The sequence below is a fragment of the Mycolicibacterium lutetiense genome (assembly GCF_017876775.1).
GTDB classification, from domain to species: Bacteria; Actinomycetota; Actinomycetes; order Mycobacteriales; family Mycobacteriaceae; genus Mycobacterium; species Mycobacterium lutetiense.
The window spans coordinates 4,284,604-4,302,088 of sequence record NZ_JAGIOP010000002.1; the positions used below are offsets into that span (position 1 = coordinate 4,284,604).

General features: G+C 68.3%; 17 protein-coding genes. 7 read left to right on the forward strand and 10 right to left on the reverse strand.

The features are described from left to right. Positions 1-34 precede the first annotated feature (34 nt). Genes purL through JOF57_RS29800 form a run of 3 tightly spaced genes read left to right on the forward strand, consistent with a single transcriptional unit; the run spans position 35 to position 4,727 of the window. Positions 35-2,353: a phosphoribosylformylglycinamidine synthase subunit PurL gene (purL, locus tag JOF57_RS29790; RefSeq protein ID WP_209923072.1), complete on the forward strand. Its 2,319-nt coding sequence runs from the start codon at positions 35-37 to the stop codon at positions 2,351-2,353. Beyond that, positions 2,350-4,077, forward strand: coding sequence for an alpha/beta hydrolase (locus JOF57_RS29795; protein WP_209923074.1), 1,728 nt, complete (start codon positions 2,350-2,352; stop codon positions 4,075-4,077). The genes purL and JOF57_RS29795 overlap by 4 nt, the downstream gene beginning before the upstream one ends. Next, positions 4,077-4,727, forward strand: a complete 651-nt coding sequence (locus tag JOF57_RS29800) for an Rv0804 family intramembrane glutamic endopeptidase (protein ID WP_209923076.1) — start codon at positions 4,077-4,079, stop codon at positions 4,725-4,727. Before JOF57_RS29795 ends, JOF57_RS29800 begins: the two co-directional genes overlap by 1 nt. Here JOF57_RS29800 and JOF57_RS29805 read toward each other — a convergent pair. Both JOF57_RS29805 and JOF57_RS29810 read right to left on the reverse strand, forming a co-directional pair. After that, entirely contained in the window at positions 4,648-5,913 is a 1,266-nt protein-coding gene (locus JOF57_RS29805) for an APC family permease (RefSeq protein WP_209923077.1), read from the reverse strand. The two genes, JOF57_RS29800 and JOF57_RS29805, sit on opposite strands and share 80 nt — an antisense overlap. A gap of 64 nt (positions 5,914-5,977) precedes the next feature. Further along, entirely contained in the window at positions 5,978-7,150 is a 1,173-nt protein-coding gene (locus JOF57_RS29810) for an MCE family protein (RefSeq protein WP_209923837.1), read from the reverse strand. A 51-nt stretch (positions 7,151-7,201) separates the two neighbouring features. Between JOF57_RS29810 and JOF57_RS29815 the strand changes: the two genes are divergently transcribed. Beyond that, positions 7,202-7,588 carry a sterol carrier family protein gene (locus JOF57_RS29815; protein ID WP_209923079.1) on the forward strand — a complete coding sequence of 129 codons (387 nt, stop codon included), beginning with the start codon at positions 7,202-7,204 and terminating at the stop codon, positions 7,586-7,588. Positions 7,589-7,598: 10 nt separating this feature from the next. Here JOF57_RS29815 and JOF57_RS29820 read toward each other — a convergent pair whose 3' ends face one another. After that, positions 7,599-8,951: a DoxX family protein gene (locus JOF57_RS29820; RefSeq protein WP_234939106.1), complete on the reverse strand. Its 1,353-nt coding sequence runs from the start codon at positions 8,949-8,951 to the stop codon at positions 7,599-7,601. Between the two features lie 210 nt (positions 8,952-9,161). Between JOF57_RS29820 and purF the strand changes: the two genes are divergently transcribed. Next, positions 9,162-10,700, forward strand: a complete 1,539-nt coding sequence (gene purF / locus JOF57_RS29825; RefSeq protein WP_209923081.1) for an amidophosphoribosyltransferase — start codon at positions 9,162-9,164, stop codon at positions 10,698-10,700. Positions 10,701-10,813: 113 nt separating this feature from the next. Next, positions 10,814-11,905 (forward strand): phosphoribosylformylglycinamidine cyclo-ligase, encoded by a 1,092-nt coding sequence (gene purM, locus JOF57_RS29830; RefSeq protein WP_209923083.1) that lies wholly within the window; start codon positions 10,814-10,816, stop codon positions 11,903-11,905. An 83-nt stretch (positions 11,906-11,988) separates the two neighbouring features. Here the strand turns inward: purM and JOF57_RS29835 are convergent, their stop codons facing one another. Then, a complete protein-coding gene (locus tag JOF57_RS29835; RefSeq protein WP_082449106.1) occupies positions 11,989-12,162 on the reverse strand; it encodes a DUF3073 domain-containing protein in 174 nt (57 codons plus the stop codon). 149 nt (positions 12,163-12,311) lie between these two features. Further along, positions 12,312-13,406 (reverse strand): CAF17-like 4Fe-4S cluster assembly/insertion protein YgfZ, encoded by a 1,095-nt coding sequence (ygfZ, locus tag JOF57_RS29840; RefSeq protein ID WP_209923085.1) that lies wholly within the window; start codon positions 13,404-13,406, stop codon positions 12,312-12,314. A gap of 65 nt (positions 13,407-13,471) precedes the next feature. Here ygfZ and JOF57_RS29845 point away from each other — a divergent pair, with 65 nt between their 5' ends. Continuing rightward, positions 13,472-14,350 (forward strand): aminodeoxychorismate lyase, encoded by an 879-nt coding sequence (locus JOF57_RS29845; RefSeq protein ID WP_209923087.1) that lies wholly within the window; start codon positions 13,472-13,474, stop codon positions 14,348-14,350. Between the two features lie 270 nt (positions 14,351-14,620). Here the strand turns inward: JOF57_RS29845 and JOF57_RS29850 are convergent, their stop codons facing one another. The 5 genes from JOF57_RS29850 to JOF57_RS29870 form a co-directional block, all read right to left on the reverse strand. Beyond that, positions 14,621-14,869: a hypothetical protein gene (locus JOF57_RS29850; RefSeq protein ID WP_209923090.1), complete on the reverse strand. Its 249-nt coding sequence runs from the start codon at positions 14,867-14,869 to the stop codon at positions 14,621-14,623. Then, positions 14,869-15,543: a heme-binding beta-barrel domain-containing protein gene (locus JOF57_RS29855; RefSeq protein WP_407666657.1), complete on the reverse strand. Its 675-nt coding sequence runs from the start codon at positions 15,541-15,543 to the stop codon at positions 14,869-14,871. The genes JOF57_RS29850 and JOF57_RS29855 overlap by 1 nt, the downstream gene beginning before the upstream one ends. A gap of 221 nt (positions 15,544-15,764) precedes the next feature. Beyond that, positions 15,765-16,067, reverse strand: coding sequence for a DUF1416 domain-containing protein (locus JOF57_RS29860; RefSeq protein WP_029110402.1), 303 nt, complete (start codon positions 16,065-16,067; stop codon positions 15,765-15,767). A 1-nt stretch (position 16,068) separates the two neighbouring features. Then, on the reverse strand, positions 16,069-16,905 hold the full coding sequence (locus tag JOF57_RS29865) for a sulfurtransferase (RefSeq protein WP_209923095.1): 837 nt from the start codon (positions 16,903-16,905) through the stop codon (positions 16,069-16,071). Between the two features lie 47 nt (positions 16,906-16,952). After that, a complete protein-coding gene (locus JOF57_RS29870) occupies positions 16,953-17,435 on the reverse strand; it encodes a DUF4395 domain-containing protein (RefSeq protein ID WP_209923096.1) in 483 nt (160 codons plus the stop codon). Between the last annotated feature and the right edge of the window lie 50 nt (positions 17,436-17,485).

The window sequence follows — 17,485 nt, forward strand, 5'->3', positions numbered from 1 at the left end:
CACCTATGCGCGAGCAGCTACTAAGCTGGACCCCGTGACGTCTGAGCTCACCCACGCGATCGACACGGTTCAGCGGGCAGCCGCCACCCCTGATCAGCCCCAGCCCTACCGCGAACTCGGCCTCAAGGACGACGAGTACCAGCGGATTCGCGAGATCCTGGGCCGCCGCCCCACCGACGCCGAGTTGGCCATGTACTCGGTGATGTGGAGCGAACACTGCTCCTACAAGTCCTCGAAGGTGCACCTGCGCTACTTCGGTGAGACCACCACCGCGGCGATGCGCGCCGGCATGCTGGCCGGTATCGGCGAGAACGCCGGCGTCGTCGACATCGGTGATGGCTGGGCCGTCACCTTCAAGGTCGAGTCGCACAACCACCCGTCCTACGTCGAGCCCTACCAGGGCGCGGCGACCGGCGTCGGCGGCATCGTCCGCGACATCATGGCGATGGGTGCCCGGCCGGTGGCGGTCATGGACCAGCTGCGCTTCGGCGCGGCCGACGCACCCGACACCCGCCGCGTGCTCGACGGCGTGGTGCGCGGCGTGGGCGGCTACGGCAACTCGCTCGGCCTGCCGAATATCGGCGGCGAGACCATCTTCGACCCCTCCTACGCGGGCAACCCGTTGGTGAACGCGCTGTGTGTGGGCGCTTTGCGCAAGGAAGACCTCCATCTCGCGTTCGCGTCGGGCACCGGCAACAAGATCATCCTGTTCGGTGCACGCACCGGCCTGGACGGCATCGGCGGTGTCTCGGTGCTGGCGTCGGACACCTTCTCCGGAGACGAATCCGGCGCCGGCCGCAAGAAGCTGCCGAGCGTTCAGGTGGGCGACCCGTTCACCGAGAAGGTGCTCATCGAGTGCTGTCTTGAGCTGTACTCGGCCGGACTGGTGGTCGGCATCCAGGACCTCGGTGGTGCCGGACTGTCCTGTGCCACCTCCGAACTCGCTTCCGCCGGCGACGGTGGCATGCGCATCGAGCTGGACCAGGTGCCGCTGCGGGCCAAGGACATGACCCCGGCCGAGGTGCTCTCCAGCGAGTCCCAGGAGCGCATGTGCGCCGTGGTGACGCCGGAGAATGTCGAGGCGTTCATGGCGGTCTGCCGCAAGTGGGAGGTGTTGGCCACCGTCATCGGTGAGGTCACCGACGGCGACCGGCTTGAGATCACCTGGCGCGGCGACACCGTGGTCGATGTACCGCCGCGCACCGTGGCACACGAGGGTCCGGTCTATGAGCGTCCGGTGGCCCGTCCCGACACCCAGGACGCCCTGGTGGCCGACACCTCGGCGACGCTGCCCCGGCCGAAGACCGGCGACGAGCTCAAGGCGACCCTGCTGGCACTGATCGGCAGCCCGCACCTGTGCAGCCGGGCGTTCATCACCGAGCAGTACGACCGCTACGTGCGCGGCAACACCGTGCTGGCCGAGCACGCCGACGGTGGCGTGCTGCGCATCGACGAGACAACCGGCCGCGGCATCGCGGTGTCCACCGACGCGTCGGGCCGATACACCGCGCTCGACCCGTACACCGGCGCACAACTGGCGCTGGCCGAGGCCTACCGCAACGTCGCGGTCACCGGTGCCACCCCGGTCGCGGTGACCAACTGCCTCAACTTCGGGTCCCCCGAGGACCCGGGTGTGATGTGGCAGTTCAGCCAGGCCGTCCGCGGGCTGGCCGATGGTTGTGCCGCCCTTGGTATTCCGGTCACCGGCGGCAACGTCAGCTTCTACAACCAGACCGGCTCCACCGCCATCCTGCCGACCCCGGTGGTCGGCGTGCTCGGCGTGATCGACGACGTCAAGCGACGCATTCCCACCGGCCTGGGTACCGAACCGGGCGAGACGCTGCTGCTGCTGGGGGACACCCACGACGAGTTCGACGGATCCGTCTGGGCGCAGGTCACCGGCGACCACCTGGGCGGGGTTCCGCCCAAGGTGGACCTGGCCCGCGAGCAGCTGCTGGCCGAGGTGCTGACCGCGGCCTCGCGCGACGGCCTGATCTCCGCGGCTCACGATCTGTCCGAGGGCGGGCTGATCCAGGCCGTGGTGGAGGCCGCGCTGGCCGGTGAAACCGGTTGCCGGGTCATCCTTCCGGAGGACCTGCCCGAAGGCATCGACCCGTTCGTCTTCCTGTTCTCCGAGTCGGCGGGCCGCGTGCTGGTGGCCGTGCCGCGCACCGAGGAGAGCCGGTTCCGGTCGATGTGCGAGGCCAGGGACCTACCGGTCACCCGGGTCGGCGTGGTGGACGAGGGCCCCGAGGGCGGAGAACCTGCGATCGAGGTCCAGGGCCAGTTCAGCATCACCCTCGCGGAGCTACGGAGCACGTCGGAGGGCGTGCTGCCCGGACTGTTCGGGTGACGGGGAAAACCCTCGACGAACGTCATCCTCTGCTGCGCTGGGCCTGGAGCCTGGTGCGGCTGGACTTCACCGGCATTGCCGTCGGCACCCTGTTCTTCTGCCTCTCACTGACCCCGTCGCTGCTGCCGCGCGACTGGCTGTTCGCGGGGCTGATCGGCGGTGTCAACGCCGCCATCGGCTACGGGCTCGGCGTCCTGCTGGGAAAAGCGCTGTACCGCTTTGCTTTACGACACAGGGCGTGGTGGCCGCCGAACAGGCGGGTATTGCTCGGCCTCAAGGTGGTTGTCGTCACTGGGGCGATCACGGCATCCATCCTGATGCTGATTCCCGCGGCGGCCTGGCAACGGCAGGTCTCGGCGCTGATGGGCATGGAAGGCCCGGCCACGGCGGGCTATCTGCGCACGCTGATCATCGCGGTCGCGTCGGCAGCGGCGCTGATCGCCACCGCGCGGATGTTGCGCGACGCCGTGCGGTTGCTGGCCAAGGTATTCATCCGGCGCTGGCGTCTGAACCGGGAAGTGGCCCAGTTCATCGGCACCGCCATCGTGGTGGTGTTGGTCGTCACGCTCGTCAACGGTGTGCTCTACCGTGGGTTCCTGGCCGGGGCCAGTCGGGTGTTCCAGCCACAGAACACCACCACCCGCGTGGGCATCAGCCAGCCGACTGAACCCGAAAGATCCGGCAGCCCAGTCTCATTCGCGGCCTGGGATTCGCTGGGATACCAGGGCCGCAACTTCGTCGCCACTGGCCCGCGAGCCGCCGAGCTCGAACACGTCAACGGTGCGCCCGCCAAGGAACCCATCCGGGTGTACGCCGGGCTGCACACTGCCGACTCCGACGAGCAGCGGATCGCGGTGCTGCTCAGCGAACTTGAGCGCACCCACGCCTTCGATCGCGAGCTGCTTGTCATCGTGCCCACCACCGGCACCGGCTGGGTCAACCCGGTGGCCGCCCGCGCGCTGGAGCTGATGTACAACGGCGACACCGCGATGGTCGGCATGCAGTATTCCTATCTGCCGAGCTGGATTTCGTTCATGGCCGACCGGGAGAAGTCCATGACCGTCGGCCGGCAGATGATCGACGCGATCCACGCGCGCTGGGAGCAGTTGCCACCCGAGGACCGCCCTGAGCTGGTGCTCTACGGGGAGAGCCTGGGATCGATGGCCGGCCAGGGCGCGTTCAGCTGGCTCCCCGACATCTCCCGGATGGGCTTCTCCTCGGTGCTGTGGGTCGGCCCGCCCAATGCCAGCCCGCTGTGGCGCGGCCTCACCGTGCGCCGCGACCCGGGCACCCCGGAAGTGCGTCCCCGCTACGACAACGGCCGCACCGTGCGGTTCTCCGAGGCCGCCGACGCCGCCGAGATCGCCGACGACACTGCCGCACCGTGGGAGGGAACCAGGGTCCTGTTCTTGCAGCACCCGTCCGACCCGATCATCTGGTGGTCGACGGATCTGCTGTTCTCCGAACCGGATTGGCTGGTCGAGCCGCCGGGGACAGACCGCACCGCCTCGATGCGCTGGTACCCGATCATCACGTTCTGGCAGGTGGCCGCCGACGTCACCAACGCCTCGGGCGTCCGGGCCGGACACGGGCACAACTATGGGGAATCGGTACTCGACGGCTGGGCGGCGGTGGCCCCGCCGGACGGCTGGACACCCGGGGACACCGAACGCATCCGGGTGGCACTGGAGAAGACCGAGGCCAACGACGGACCCGAATACTGATGACGGCCGGCCGGATTCGTGCCGTGGCCCTGGCGGCGGGTCTGGTGACGTGGAGTGGTCTGGTCGATCCGAGGCTGCCGGCCAGGTGGCAGCCTCTGGTGCGGGCGGCCCTCGGCGCCGTGCTCATGGTCGGAACCCGGGCCCGGCCGGGGCTACGGCCACCGGCGTTGTGGTCGGGTCTGCGACTGGGTGCAACCGCCGCGACCGCGGTGGGCGCCGGCGTGGCGGCGGCCTCGGCGGTGCCGATCGTCCGCACCGGAATGCGCCAGAAGACCCTGCCCGCAGCGCCCAGGAGCTGGCTGGCGCTGCGGATCCCGCTCGGGACGGTCTGGCCGGAGGAGGCCGCCTTCCGCGCCGCGTTGGGCAAACTCGGCGCGGATGCGTTCGGCCCGTCGGGCGGTCAGGTGTTGCAGGCCACGGCTTTCGGGCTGTCACACGTCGCCGACGCCCGCGCCGCAGGCCAACCGGTGATTCCGACCGTTCTGGTCACCGGTGTTGCCGGGTGGGTGTTCGGCTGGCTTGCGCAGCGCTCGGGCAGTCTGGCCGCGCCGATGCTGGCGCACCTGGCGATCAATGAGGCGGGTGCGGCGGCTGCACTGGCCTGCCAAGCCGCGCCAGCAGCGCTGCCACCGCGAGGATCGCGGCCGTGACGACCAGGGGCCACAACGTGGGCATCGAGAAATTGGTGACCCGCAGCGGGATCAACACCACACAGACCGCCACCACGGCCAGGATCAGCCGCGGAGCCTGCTGCGCCGCGGCCGAACCCGCGACGCGCGAATTAGCTTCGGTGACAAGCACATAGACGACCAGAAGGAGCAGCGCGGGGACCACCGCCGGCAGCCTGCCGAGGTAATCCTGGAACAGGGCGAACGCTCCGGCCAGCACGCACATCACCGCGGGCACCAGTAACGCCACCTCCGGACCGGAACCGAACAGCCGCCCCGCGACCCGGGTGGCCGCCCACATCAGGGCCAGCAACGCGGCCGAGCCCAGGCACAGCACCCCGGTGGTGAACCAGTAGAACCCGGCATCGGCGAAGAATTGCGAGGCGACCAGCGAGAGATGCAATGCAGTGCTGTGAAACCCGCCGGTCGTGCCGATGTTGGCGGCCGCCAGCAGGACCACCGCGCCCAACGCGGTAACCCCCACCGCGGTGCCCACCGGGCGCGCCACCGACTCCAGGCGGCCGCTCACCACGGTCGCCAACTCGAAACCGACCAGGCCGAGGCCGAGCGGAATGGCCGCTGCGGTGGCCAGCAGGACCGAATCGACGTGGGTGCTCCCCACCGCCATCGGGGGTGTGCCCGTGGCCACCCGGGCCACGATCGCCAGCGCCAGATAGAAGAAGATCAGCAGGCCCACGCCGGCCAGCGCGGCAGCCGCCGCACCCACGGCCCGGGTGGGCAGGTAGGCCACCACCAGACCGGCGATGACCACGACGGCCACCGACCAACCGGGCCACCACCATCCCGCCAGCGCGGCCTCCAGGTCCGGTGCACCGGACAACGGCTGCAGTGCGAGCGTCAGGGCGGCAACCACACCCACAAGCACATACGCCGCCAGCTGGATGAGGCTGGTGAACCGTCCGGCCGCCGGACCGACCGTGGCGGCGACCAGGTCTCCTGTCGACACCGCCTGCGGCGCATACCGGTGCAGGCGGGCGAACGCGAAGATCAACACCACCACGATCGCTGCGGCGCACAGGCCCGCCACCCCATTGAAGGTCGCGGCGCCGATCGGTGCGAGGGACAGGCCGACCGCGCGCCACGCCGGAAGCGGCGGGGGCCAGGCGGTGGGGGGCTCGGGGCTCGCCGGTACTGCGCGCTTAGGCATCGACACCACCGTTCACAAACGTCCCCTCCCGCCCGGAAACCCCCGGGTCAAGATCGTAGAGCCGTTACGGATTGATCGTGGGCTCACCGATCTGACGGCCCCAGACATAGTCGACGAAGATCGGCGAGCCCAGCTCGACATGGTTGTACGGCGCAATCGACAAACCGGTGTCCATCACCAGGTACGGCGCAGGCCACAGGTCGGCGGTGATCGGCTTCCAACAGCCGGGCTTGCCCTCGGGCCCGCCCTTGGCGTTGACCCGGGGCAGATTGTCCGGATAGACGTAGGCGTTGCCCACGCCGATGCTCGACAAGGTCCCCGTGCTGTCGAAGGAATAACCGTTGTCGCCGCCGAACGTCGCATAGAACGCGGGCGCGACGTCGTGATAGTTGCGGATGGTGCAGAACAACTGCCCCTGGTACTTGTCGAAGAGCTTCGACGTGGGGATCAGATCCTCTGCGCCGCGCTCCAGATACGGACCGCCCCGCTCAAGGATGTCGGAGCCGGTTCCGGCGAAGCCGACCGCCGCGATCAGCGCGGCATCGAGGTGACCGCGCTGGGAGTTGAAGGTCGCGGCGCTGCGCGCGGCGTTACCCAGGCCGTCGAACAGGTCGGGTCCGGCCGCCGCGTAGCGCTCGCCGAGATCGGCCAGCGCGGCGATGTCATGGCGCAGCGCAGGCATGCGCGGATTCAGATCGTCGAGGATGGTGTTGCCGTCAGCCAGCGACTGCCCGAAGGCACTGCCCAGCCCGCTCAACGCCTGGGCGGTGGCCGACAGGGTCTGGTTCAGCTTGATCGGGTCGACCTGTTCGGTGATCGCGGTGATCGTCTCGAACAATGAGTTGAACTCGGTGGTGACCGCCGTGACATCGAGCGGCTTCGAGGTCGAAACCCGTTGCGGGCTTGGATGTTCCGGTGCGGTGAAGGCCACGTACTTGTTGCCGAACACGGTCGTCGCCTGGATCGAGGTCTGCACGTTGGCCGGCAGCAGGTCCAGGTACTTCGGGTTGATGTCCAGATGTACCAGAGCCCGGACCGGATCGGAGTCGGCGGTCACCGAGCCCACCCGGCCGATCGGAACCCCATTGTAGGTCACCTTCGAACCCGGATCGAGGACCAGACCCGCGCGTGAGGCCAGCAGCGTCAGCGCCACCTTGGGTTCGAAGGCGCCCCGGAACTGCGCCACGATCAACCCCAGAATCAGTGCCAGGATCACCAGAAACACTGCACCGGCCATGCGGTACGGCGGATTTCGGTGATCGGGCAACACTTTGCGAGACTCTATGGCATGGCCGCGCGAGGCAGTGTCGATCCGCAAAAGACCAGGGCTGCGGTCGCTGTCGTGGCCGACTGGCTGCGCGCACCCACCCAGCCGGAACCTGCCCGCGCCGAACTGGCCGAGGCGGTCCGGTTGACCGCGCGAACCCTGGCCGCGATGGCCCCCGGCGCCAGCGTCGAAGTGCGAGTGCCGCCCTTCGTGGCGGTGCAGTGCATCGCCGGACCCCGGCACACCCGCGGCAATCCGCCCAACGTGGTGGAAACCGACCCGCGGACCTGGCTGCTACTGGCCACCGGACTGCTCGACCTCGACGCAGCCGGTTCCGCGGTGCAGTTGTCGGGATCGCGGGCCGGCGAGGTAGCACGGTGGCTGCCCCTGGCGCCGCTGGGACACTGACCTCACCGATTCACCTGAAGTACGGGTATTCCTGCACCCAGTGGAAGCCCCGGTTGTTCAGGGTGAACTGGTTCAGATCCATCTCGTCCAGCCAGATCTTGACGTTCCGCCCCGACAGCTCGCCGGCGAGCTGCAACTGCCGCGGGGCCGGCCGGGACGCGGTCAGCGCCGCCAGCGGCGAGCCGTCCGGTCCCGACATGGCCAGCCGGTCCCGGTCGACCGTGACCGGGGCATCCACCAATTCGCCGTTCATCCGCTGAAATGTCACGACCTCGGGCATGTCGAAAACGACCCGCTGCCAACGGTACTGATCGGTGGTCAGCGGCGGCGATGTCCTGCCGTCGACATCGAACCGGGTCACCGTCCAGATTCCGTACAACTCAGGTTTGGCACGGCCGCCGCCGTACTCGCTCCAGCTCTGCCATCCGGTCAGCACACAACCGGCCACCATCCAGATGCCCAGGACGGCCTGCAGTCGGGCCGCGATTCTGTTCGCCCGCGCTTCGGTGAACAACTCGGGTTGGCCGGCCGGTTCGGTGGCGCGTTGCAGCACCAGGAAGTCGGTCAGACGGCGGTACTGCGGGGCCAGCAGCACCAGACCCATCAACAGCAGATGCCCGGACAGGATCTTGACCGGCACATCGAAGGTCATGTTCAGCAGGAACACCTGCATCATGCTGGCCACTCCCAGCAGTGCCCCCAGCGTCGCGGTCCGCGGCAGGAACAACAGCAGCCCGGCGACCACCTCGACCGCGCCCAGCACCATCTCGTACGGGTAGGAGCTGCCCACCTGCAGCCACAGCACCGAAGCCGGGCTGAACTCGCCGTACGGGCGCAGTAGGGCGGCCAACGGCGGCGCCGGCATCTGTGTCGGGATGAGCTTGGCGAATCCGTAGAACAGCATCTGCCCGGCCACGCACAGTCGCAGGAACGTCAGGAACCAGGCCCACAGCCGCGTGTAGTTCCTCCGTCGCCGGTCCACCCACGACCACGCCACGGTGCCTACCGCGGCGACGACCAACAGGCAGAACACCATCACCCAGATCGCGGCCTGATCCCCGCTCCCCGAATTCCGGTGCAACACCGCCTCGACTCCGAAGACGTGGCTGCCGACCCAGCTCAGCACCGGGTCCAGCACGGTCATCTGCCACATCACCGCCTGCTCCGGCAGCCAGTGGGTGACAACCCCCAAGAAGGTGAAGGTGATCTGCGCGAACAACAGACAGAACAAGCCGAAGTACAGGAAGCAGAACCGGAATGCGATCTTCGTCACCTCCGACCACGTTTCCTGTTGGGCCGCAGTGTCGGAATCGAGGGCATCGGTTGTCGGTTTCTCCGAGAGGTGGCGCGTCACGAAATCCATCCTTGCCGTTGGCATGTGGTGCGTCGATGGGGTTATCCCGACGGATTCGGGTGGGGCCGGCCACACCACCGGGCAGCGGCGGGGAATGGCGGCCGTGCCGTCGGCTGTTGTAAATGCCGGTGCCAGAACGGCCATTCGATTCTTTGCTTGGCGCCGCTGGACCGTAGACTCAGTTATGTCACCAACCGCCGCCCCGGGAGCAGCCCTATCGTGACTGGTCAGCAACTCGACGAGAACGAACCGCGCGAGGAATGTGGCGTATTCGGGGTCTGGGCCCCGGGTGAAGACGTCGCCAAACTCACCTACTACGGCCTGTATGCATTGCAGCACCGTGGTCAGGAAGCTGCGGGCATCGCGGTTTCCGACGGTTCGCAGATTCTGGTGTTCAAGGATCTCGGGCTGGTCAGCCAGGTGTTCGATGAGCAGACCCTGGCCGCGATGCCGGGCCATGTCGCCGTCGGCCACTGCCGCTACTCGACCACCGGCTCCACCACCTGGGAGAACGCCCAGCCGGTATTCCGCAACACCGCGGCCGGAACCGGCGTCGCTCTCGGCCACAACGGAAACCTGGTCAACACCGCCGAACTGGCCACCCGCGCCCGCGCCGCCGGACTGATCGCCTCGAGGGCCGCCGGAAACATGGCGGCCACCACCGACTCCGACATCCTGGGTGCACTGCTGGCCCACGGCGCCGCCGACGCCACCCTGGAACAGGCTGCCCTGGAACTGCTGCCCACGGTGCGCGGCGCCTTCTGCCTCACCTTCATGGACGAGAACACCCTCTACGCCGCGCGCGACCCGCACGGCGTGCGCCCGTTGGCGCTGGGCCGACTCGACCGTGGCTGGGTGGTGGCCTCGGAGACCGCCGCGCTCGACATCGTCGGCGCCTCGTTCGTCCGCGACATCGAACCCGGCGAACTGCTGGCCATCGACGCCGACGGCGTGCGCTCCACCCGGTTCGCCAACCCGGAACCCAAGGCGTGCGTCTTCGAGTACGTCTACCTGGCCCGCCCCGACAGCACACTGGTGGGCCGCTCGGTGCACGCCACCCGTGTCGACATCGGCCGCAGACTGGCCCGCGAGCACCCGGTCGACGGCGACCTGGTGATCGGCGTCCCCGAGTCGGGAACGCCCGCCGCGGTCGGTTACGCGCAGGAATCCGGGATCCCGTTCGGCCAGGGCCTGATGAAGAACGCCTACGTGGGGCGCACCTTCATCCAGCCCTCGCAGACCATCCGGCAGCTGGGCATCCGGCTCAAACTCAACCCGTTGCGGGAAGTGATCCGCGGCAAGCGGTTGATCGTCGTCGACGATTCGATCGTGCGCGGCAACACCCAGCGCGCCCTGATTCGCATGCTGCGGGAGGCCGGGGCCCTGGAGGTCCACGTCCGGATCGCCTCGCCACCGGTGAAATGGCCGTGCTTCTACGGCATCGACTTCGCCACCCCGGCCGAGCTGATCGCAAACGCGGCCCCCGCCGAACACGAGGGCGAGATGCTGGAGGCGGTGCGGCACGCCATCGGTGCCGACAGCCTGGGCTACATCTCGCAGCAGGGCATGATCGCGGCCACCGAGCAGCCCGCGACCCGGTTGTGCTCGGCGTGTTTCGACGGGAACTATCCGATCGAACTGCCCGGCGAGAATGCACTCGGCAAGAACGTCGTCGAGCAGATGCTTGCCACCGCGGCCCGCACCGGCGTCCCGCTGCAGTCCGACAATGACAACGCATCGGCACTCAGGCGTCCTTGACGTCTCCGACGTCGTGGCGTCCTTGACGTCTCCGACGTCGTGGCGCCCTTGAGGCATCCTTAACGCCTCCTGCGCTGTACCCCCGCAATGGTGGGGCGGTAGCCTTGCTTGCGATGACTAAGGGCGCCGAACAGCACGGCATCGCCGAACACAGCAGGATTTCCTACGCCTCGGCCGGAGTGGACATCGAAGCCGGTGACCGAGCCGTCGAGCTCTTCAAGCCGCTTGCCGCCAAGGCGACCCGGCCGGAGGTCAGGGGCGGCCTAGGCGGCTTTGCCGGGTTATTCGCCTTGCGGGGCGGATACCGCGAGCCGGTGCTGGCCGCCTCGACCGACGGTGTGGGCACCAAGCTCGCCGTGGCGCAGGCCATGGACAAGCACGACACGGTCGGTCTGGACCTGGTCGCCATGGTGGTCGACGACCTCGTGGTGTGCGGTGCCGAACCACTGTTCCTGCAGGACTACATCGCCGTCGGCCGCACCGTCCCCGAGCGCGTCAGCGCGATCGTGTCGGGCATCGCCGAAGGTTGCGTCCAGGCGGGCTGCGCACTCCTGGGCGGCGAGACGGCCGAACACCCCGGGCTGATGGAACCCGACCACTACGACATCTCCGCGACCGGCGTCGGCGTCGTCGAAGCCGACAACGTGCTCGGGCCCGACCGGGTCCGCCCCGGCGACGTGATCATCGCGATGAAAGCGAGCGGGCTGCACTCCAACGGCTACTCACTGGCCCGCAAGGTCCTGCTCGAGATCGACCGGATGAACCTGGCCGGACACGTCGAGGAATTCGGCCGCACGCTCGGCGAGGAACTGCTGGAGCCGACCCGCATCTACGCCAAGGACTGCCTGGCGTTGGCCGCGGAGACGCAGGTGCGCACGTTCTGCCACGTGACGGGCGGTGGCCTGGCCGGCAACCTGGAGCGCGTGGTGCCGCACGGACTGACCGCAGAAATCGATCGCGGTACGTGGACGCCGGCACCCGTGTTCCAGATGATCGCCCAGCGCGGACGCATCGAACGTGTCGAGATGGAGAAGACGTTCAACATGGGCGTCGGGATGGTCGCGGTCGTCGCCCCTGAGGACACCGACCGTGCACTGGCCATTCTGACCGCACGGCACCTGGACTGCTGGACGCTGGGAACCGTCAAGAAGGGCGGCAAGGAAAGTGTGCGCGCCGAACTGGTGGGACAGCATCCGCGGTTTTGAGTGGTGAAACAGGTCGCGCTGTCAGCGACGTGCGCAACCAGCGCGACCTGTTTCTTAAGTGCTAACGACGGAATGCCGGCGGCTCAACGCCGCCAGTCATCCTCGCCCGACCAGTCCTCGGCGTCGTCATTGGCGTCGCCGGAATCGGGAGATCCCGACAGCTCACGTTGGAGCTGACTGAAGTCGGTGTTCGGCGAGCTGTACTTCAGGTCACGTGCAACCTTGGTCTGCTTTGCCTTAGCCCGGCCGCGGCCCATAGGGGACCCCCTCGCGCAATAACGGAGCGGCCCAATAGCTAGGCGGCTCCGATCTGTGTGTCTTTATTTCCTGCCAACACTTTACCGTGCCCGTCCGGGAAGTGCTGTCAGGCCCTGCCTCACGTTGAGCGGCCAGGCAGTTCCACGCTCTAACGCCCGCGGAGGCGTTCGACCGCCGCCCGCCCGGCGCCGGCAGTGGTATCCGCATCCGGCAGGGAATCCGGGTCGATCACCGCCGGCGCCTGCGCCTCGGCGCCGGCGACCAGCTCGGTGTCGGCCGGTAAACCCCGCTTGAGCAGGGCCAACGCGATGGGGCCGTCGTCCGCATGCTCGACGACCGTGCCGATGCGGCCGACGTTGCGCCCACCCGCGGTCACCGCATCGCCGGAGACCGGCCGGTCAGCGGAACCGTCGAGTTGCAGGATCACCAGCATCCGGGGCGGTTTACCCAGGTTGTGCACCCGCGCGACGGTCTCCTGGCCGCGGTAGCAGCCCTTGTCCAGGTGCACGGCTCCGACACCGGGGCCGCCGATCCAACCGACCTCGTGCGGGATGGTCCGCTCATCGGTGTCCACCCCCAGCCGTGGTCTGCCCGACGCCACCCGGTGCGCCTCGTAGGCCCACACCCCGGCCGGCCGGACCCCGGCGTCGGAGAGTCGCCCGGTGTACTCGGCGATTGACTCGCGCGGCACCACCAGGTCCAGTTCGATCCCAGGGGCGGGCAGCCGGCGCAGGAACCCGCCACCGGGCACCGCCACCGCCGTCGACTCCCGGGGAAGTTCCTCGCAGCCCAGGGCCGCGATCACCTTCTCGTCGGCCAGCCCGGGCCCCAGCAGTGACAGCACCGCCAGATCGGCGGGCTCGATCTGTACGTCGGCCCAGAACACCATCTTGCGTAGGTAGGCCAGCAGAGGCTCGCCCCGCCACGGTTCGGTGTCCAGGTAGGTGGTGCCGTCGAGCTCGGTCTGGATCCAGTGATCTTCGACACGACCCTGCAGATCGAGGCTCAGATTCTCGGTGACCGCACCGTCCGGCAACGCGCTGACGTGCTGGCTCGAGATGCTGTGCAGCCACGTCTGACGGTCCTTGCCGGTCAGGGTGAGCACCGCCCGGTGCGACCGGTCGACGAAGACCGCGGCGCGTGCTGCGGCCCGTTGTTCACCGAGCGGATCGCCGTAATGCCAGACGGCGCCCGCGTCGGGATCTGACTCGGGCGCCGGCACCGCTGACGGAAGTGCAGTCATAGGCCAACTGTACGTTTGCGCTCTTCACCCGGGCTGCCCGCAGGCGCAAACTAGGCTGGAGCCCCATGGCGAGCTCACCAGCCGTGCTGGTCACCCTCGACGGGCGGATCCACGACCCCGACGTCCCGCTGCTGCACGCCGACGACCTGGCCGCGGTGCGCGGCGACGGGGTCTTCGAGACGCTGCTGGTGCGTGACGGCAGGCCCTGCCTCCTGGAGGCGCACCTGGCCCGGCTGACCCATTCCGCCAAGATGCTGGATCTGCCCGCGCCGGACCTGGACGCCTGGCGAGCGGCGGCTGCGTTGGGGACCGAGCACTGGGTCGCCGAGAACGACGGCGACGGCGTGCTGCGTCTGGTGTACAGCCGAGGCCGCGAGAGCGGCGGCGCGGCGACCTCATTCGCCACCATCGGTGCACTGGCCGACCGAGTGGCCGCCGTGCGCCGCGACGGGTTGGCGGCGATCACCCTGGACCGCGGGTTGCCGCTGGATGCCGGCGACATGCCGTGGCTCGCAGCGGGTGCCAAGACCTTGTCCTACGCGGTGAACATGGCCGCGCTGCGGCACGCCGAACGTCACGGCGCCGGTGACGTGATCTTCGTGAGCTCCGACGGTCACCTGCTGGAAGGTCCGCGTTCCACCGTGGTGATCGCGACGGAAGAACGCGACGGCCGGTCAGTGCTGCTCACGCCGCCGCCGTGGTATCCGATCCTGCGCGGCACCACCCAGCAGGCATTGTTCGAGGTGGCCCGCAACAAAGGCTACGACTGCGACTTCCGCGCGCTCAAGCCTGCGGATCTGCTTACCGCACAAGGGGTCTGGCTGGTTTCCAGTATCACCCTCGCGGCTCGCGTGCACACCTTGGACGGGCGGCGACTGCCCGATGCGCCGCTGGCCACCGACATGTCGGATCTGGTGGACGCCGCGATCGTCAGCGATCGCTGAGACGGGCATAAATCGCTTGTCGGGGTGAACAGACGGGGGTAGCTTCGGTTGCACACAGGGAAGGAGGTGGTCCGTCAAATTGAGTGACTTATGGACATGTGAGGTGGCTGCCCGCTAGCAGCACCGGGGTATTGCCTGCGCGCGCTGGCGAATTCCCCGCAGCCACCCGGCCCCCGAGCCCTCCGGTCTGTCCCACCAGGAACTACGGCTCGGGGGTCGCCCCATATCTGGGGCAGGGACCGGACACGCCGCGGGCCGTGACGGCGAGAACTAACTGGGGCCCGGGGCCAGCGTCGAGCAGGCCTTGCTGGCCTGCTGCCAGGTCTGCTCGTCGACCCCCGCCGGCGGCCCGGCGACCGGGCCGGGCGCGACGGGTATGCCGTGCTCCGACATGCAGTGCGCGTAGGTGCCGTGCTCGGCGGGCGGCTCGGTGGGAGCCGGTTGCGGCCCCTCCGACGAACACGCACCGAGAATTGCTGCCGCGGACAGAATGCCTGCCACGAGAATCGGCCGGCGCATCAGCCGATGTGCCGAGACAGTCGGGCCGACAGATGCGGAACCAGGCCGCCGTCGGCGTCTACCCGTTCCTCCACGTAGCCCAGGTCGCCGCCGTCGACGATGCCGTAGAGCCGTTTGGCGCCGCCCACCAGCAGCCCGGACTTACTGCGGGCCAGCGCATCGGTGACCAGCTCCCAGGAGGCATGGGTGAGGGGCTTGCCGTAGAAGAGTTCGACATAGCCGGCCGAGTGGGCCAGCAGCAGTTCGATGGCCTGTGACTCGTCACGGCCGTTCGGGTCATCGGGATCGGTCACGAATCGCCAGAACCCGGTTTCGCGCAGGCCGGGTGAGTCGTATTCACCCGACTCGTTCAATCGCCACGACCGGGAGTCCCAGTTCAGGTAGTCGCCACCGTCATGGGACACGATGATCTGCTGACCGAACCGGTAGTCGCCATGGGTGTCGCGACCTTCGCCTTCACCGCGCCAGACACCGACCAACGGCAGCAGCGCCAGCAGCGCCTCGTTGAGGTCGACGCCATCGCGCAGGTTCGCCGTATCGGCAGGGATCGGGAGGTCATCGAAGGCCGGAATGTTGAGGGCGGCCGTAGCCTTGGCCCGTTCGGCGGCTGCCGCTACGGCGCGGTCACCGGAACCCGGCACTGCGGCCGGGGCGTCGCCGCCGGAGCTCACGATTCGTCGGTGACGAGCCGGTAGACCGCGTACAACGCGAACCACGTGATCACCACGACGGCCGCGACGAGCATCAATTCGAAGAAGAGCACCACGGGAGAGAGTCTAGTTCCTGGTCGAGGGTGTCGGCGCCCCGGGTCGGGACGCCCAATACCAGCCGAACGTGAGCTTGTGTGCGAGAAAAGTCGAAAACATCGCACCCAAGCTCACGTTCGCGAAGGAATTTAAGCAACCTTGACGTCGACCTCGTGGATGCCGGCGCCGGACGGGGCCACGCTGGCGTCGCCGTTGCCCGCGGGGGACAGGGCGCGCAGCGTCCAGGTGCCCGGGGCGGCGAAGAACCGGAAGTCGCCGGTCGCCGAGGCCACAACCTCAGCGGTGAACTCGTCGCTGGAGTCCAGCAGGCGCACGAAGGCACCGCCGACTGCCTGGCCGGAGCCGTCCACCACGCGACCGGTGATGACGGTTTCCTTCTCCAGGTCGACGCCGGCCGGCAACGTCAGTCCTTGCTTCGGTGCAGAGCACATATCAACTTCCCAACTCGATCGGGGCGCCCACCAGGGAGCCGTATTCCGTCCAACTGCCGTCGTAGTTCTTGACGTTCTGGTGTCCCAGCAGCTCCTGCAGCACGAACCAGGTGTGCGAGGAACGCTCACCGATCCGGCAGTAGGCGATGGTCTCCTTTTCGCCGTCGAGGCCCGCCGCCGCGTACAGCGTGGCCAGGTCCTCGTCGGACTTGAAGGTGCCGTCCTCGTTGGCTGCCTTGCTCCACGGAACGTTGATGGCGCCGGGGATATGCCCGGGCCGCTGGCTCTGCTCCTGCGGCAGGTGCGCCGGGGCCAGGATCTTGCCGGAGAACTCGTCAGGCGAACGCACGTCGACCAGGTTCTTCGCACCGATCGCGGCGATGACCTCGTCGCGGTAGGCCCGGATGTTGTTGTCCAGGGGCTGGGAGACGTACGACGTCGACGGACGGCTCACGGCGTCTTTCACCAGCGGACGGCCGTCGAGCTGCCAGCGCTTGCGGCCGCCGTCGAGCAGCTTGACGGCGGCGTGGCCGTACAGCTTGAAGTACCAGTAGGCGTAGGCCGCGAACCAGTTGTTGTTGCCGCCGTACAGGACCACGGTGTCGTCGTTGCTGATGCCCTTGTCGCTCAACAGCTTCGAGAACTGCTGTTGGTCGACGAAGTCACGCTTGACCGGATCCTGCAGATCATCGCGCCAGTCGAGTTTGACGGCGCCGGGGATATGGCCCTCGTCGTCGTAGGCGCTGGTGTTCTCGTCGACCTCGACGAACACCACGCCGGCGGTGTCAAGGTTGTTCCCGGCCCATTCGGTCGAGACCAGGACGTCGGAACGTGCCATGTACGGATTCCTTTCGGTTGCTTGCTATTCGAGATGTCGGATGGTGGTCAAGCTGGGTCGGGGGTGTGGCGCAGCCGGGCCGCCAGCGGGTAGATCTGGCAACCCAGGCAGATGCCGAAGGCGGCGTTGAGGAACGCTGCCACCAACGCGAATCCGGTGGCGGTCAGTCCGAGGGCCGTGACGCCGAAGCCGAACCCCGCGGCGCCGACGACGGCGAACACGAAGCCGACCAATTGGGCGAACTTCAGCGGCGGCACCGGCTCGCGCTCGGTGACCGGTGCCAGGCGCGGCGCGATGAACGTGGCGAACAGACGGCCGTAGGGATGCCTGCGGGGGCCGCCGACCGCACCGATGGCGAATACCGCCGCCTGAACGCCCAGCAGCACCGCAGCCGCGGGAGCATTCGCGCCGGCGACCAGCAGCGTGGCGATCAGTACCGCGGTGGTGACCCAGGCCGCAAACCGCGGACCTCGCACGTCGACCTGAGCGGGCCGACCATCAGCGATGAGCTGGGTTGATGTCGATGCCATGCGAACAAACTCCTGTTGTTGTCAATGGTCTGATGGTGTGCAGGCCCAGG

Coding starts and splice junctions, on each gene's coding strand:
- JOF57_RS29800 (WP_209923076.1), top strand. CDS start 4,077: ATGACGGCCGGCCGGATTCGTGCCGTGGCCCTGGCGGCGGGTCTGGTG.
- JOF57_RS29805 (WP_209923077.1), bottom strand. CDS start 5,913: ATGCCTAAGCGCGCAGTACCGGCGAGCCCCGAGCCCCCCACCGCCTGG.
- JOF57_RS29810 (WP_209923837.1), bottom strand. CDS start 7,150: ATGGCCGGTGCAGTGTTTCTGGTGATCCTGGCACTGATTCTGGGGTTG.
- JOF57_RS29815 (WP_209923079.1), top strand. CDS start 7,202: ATGGCCGCGCGAGGCAGTGTCGATCCGCAAAAGACCAGGGCTGCGGTC.
- JOF57_RS29820 (WP_234939106.1), bottom strand. CDS start 8,951: ATGGATTTCGTGACGCGCCACCTCTCGGAGAAACCGACAACCGATGCC.
- purM (WP_209923083.1), top strand. CDS start 10,814: ATGACTAAGGGCGCCGAACAGCACGGCATCGCCGAACACAGCAGGATT.
- JOF57_RS29835 (WP_082449106.1), bottom strand. CDS start 12,162: ATGGGCCGCGGCCGGGCTAAGGCAAAGCAGACCAAGGTTGCACGTGAC.
- ygfZ (WP_209923085.1), bottom strand. CDS start 13,406: ATGACTGCACTTCCGTCAGCGGTGCCGGCGCCCGAGTCAGATCCCGAC.
- JOF57_RS29845 (WP_209923087.1), top strand. CDS start 13,472: ATGGCGAGCTCACCAGCCGTGCTGGTCACCCTCGACGGGCGGATCCAC.
- JOF57_RS29850 (WP_209923090.1), bottom strand. CDS start 14,869: ATGCGCCGGCCGATTCTCGTGGCAGGCATTCTGTCCGCGGCAGCAATT.
- JOF57_RS29860 (WP_029110402.1), bottom strand. CDS start 16,067: ATGTGCTCTGCACCGAAGCAAGGACTGACGTTGCCGGCCGGCGTCGAC.
- JOF57_RS29865 (WP_209923095.1), bottom strand. CDS start 16,905: ATGGCACGTTCCGACGTCCTGGTCTCGACCGAATGGGCCGGGAACAAC.
- JOF57_RS29870 (WP_209923096.1), bottom strand. CDS start 17,435: ATGGCATCGACATCAACCCAGCTCATCGCTGATGGTCGGCCCGCTCAG.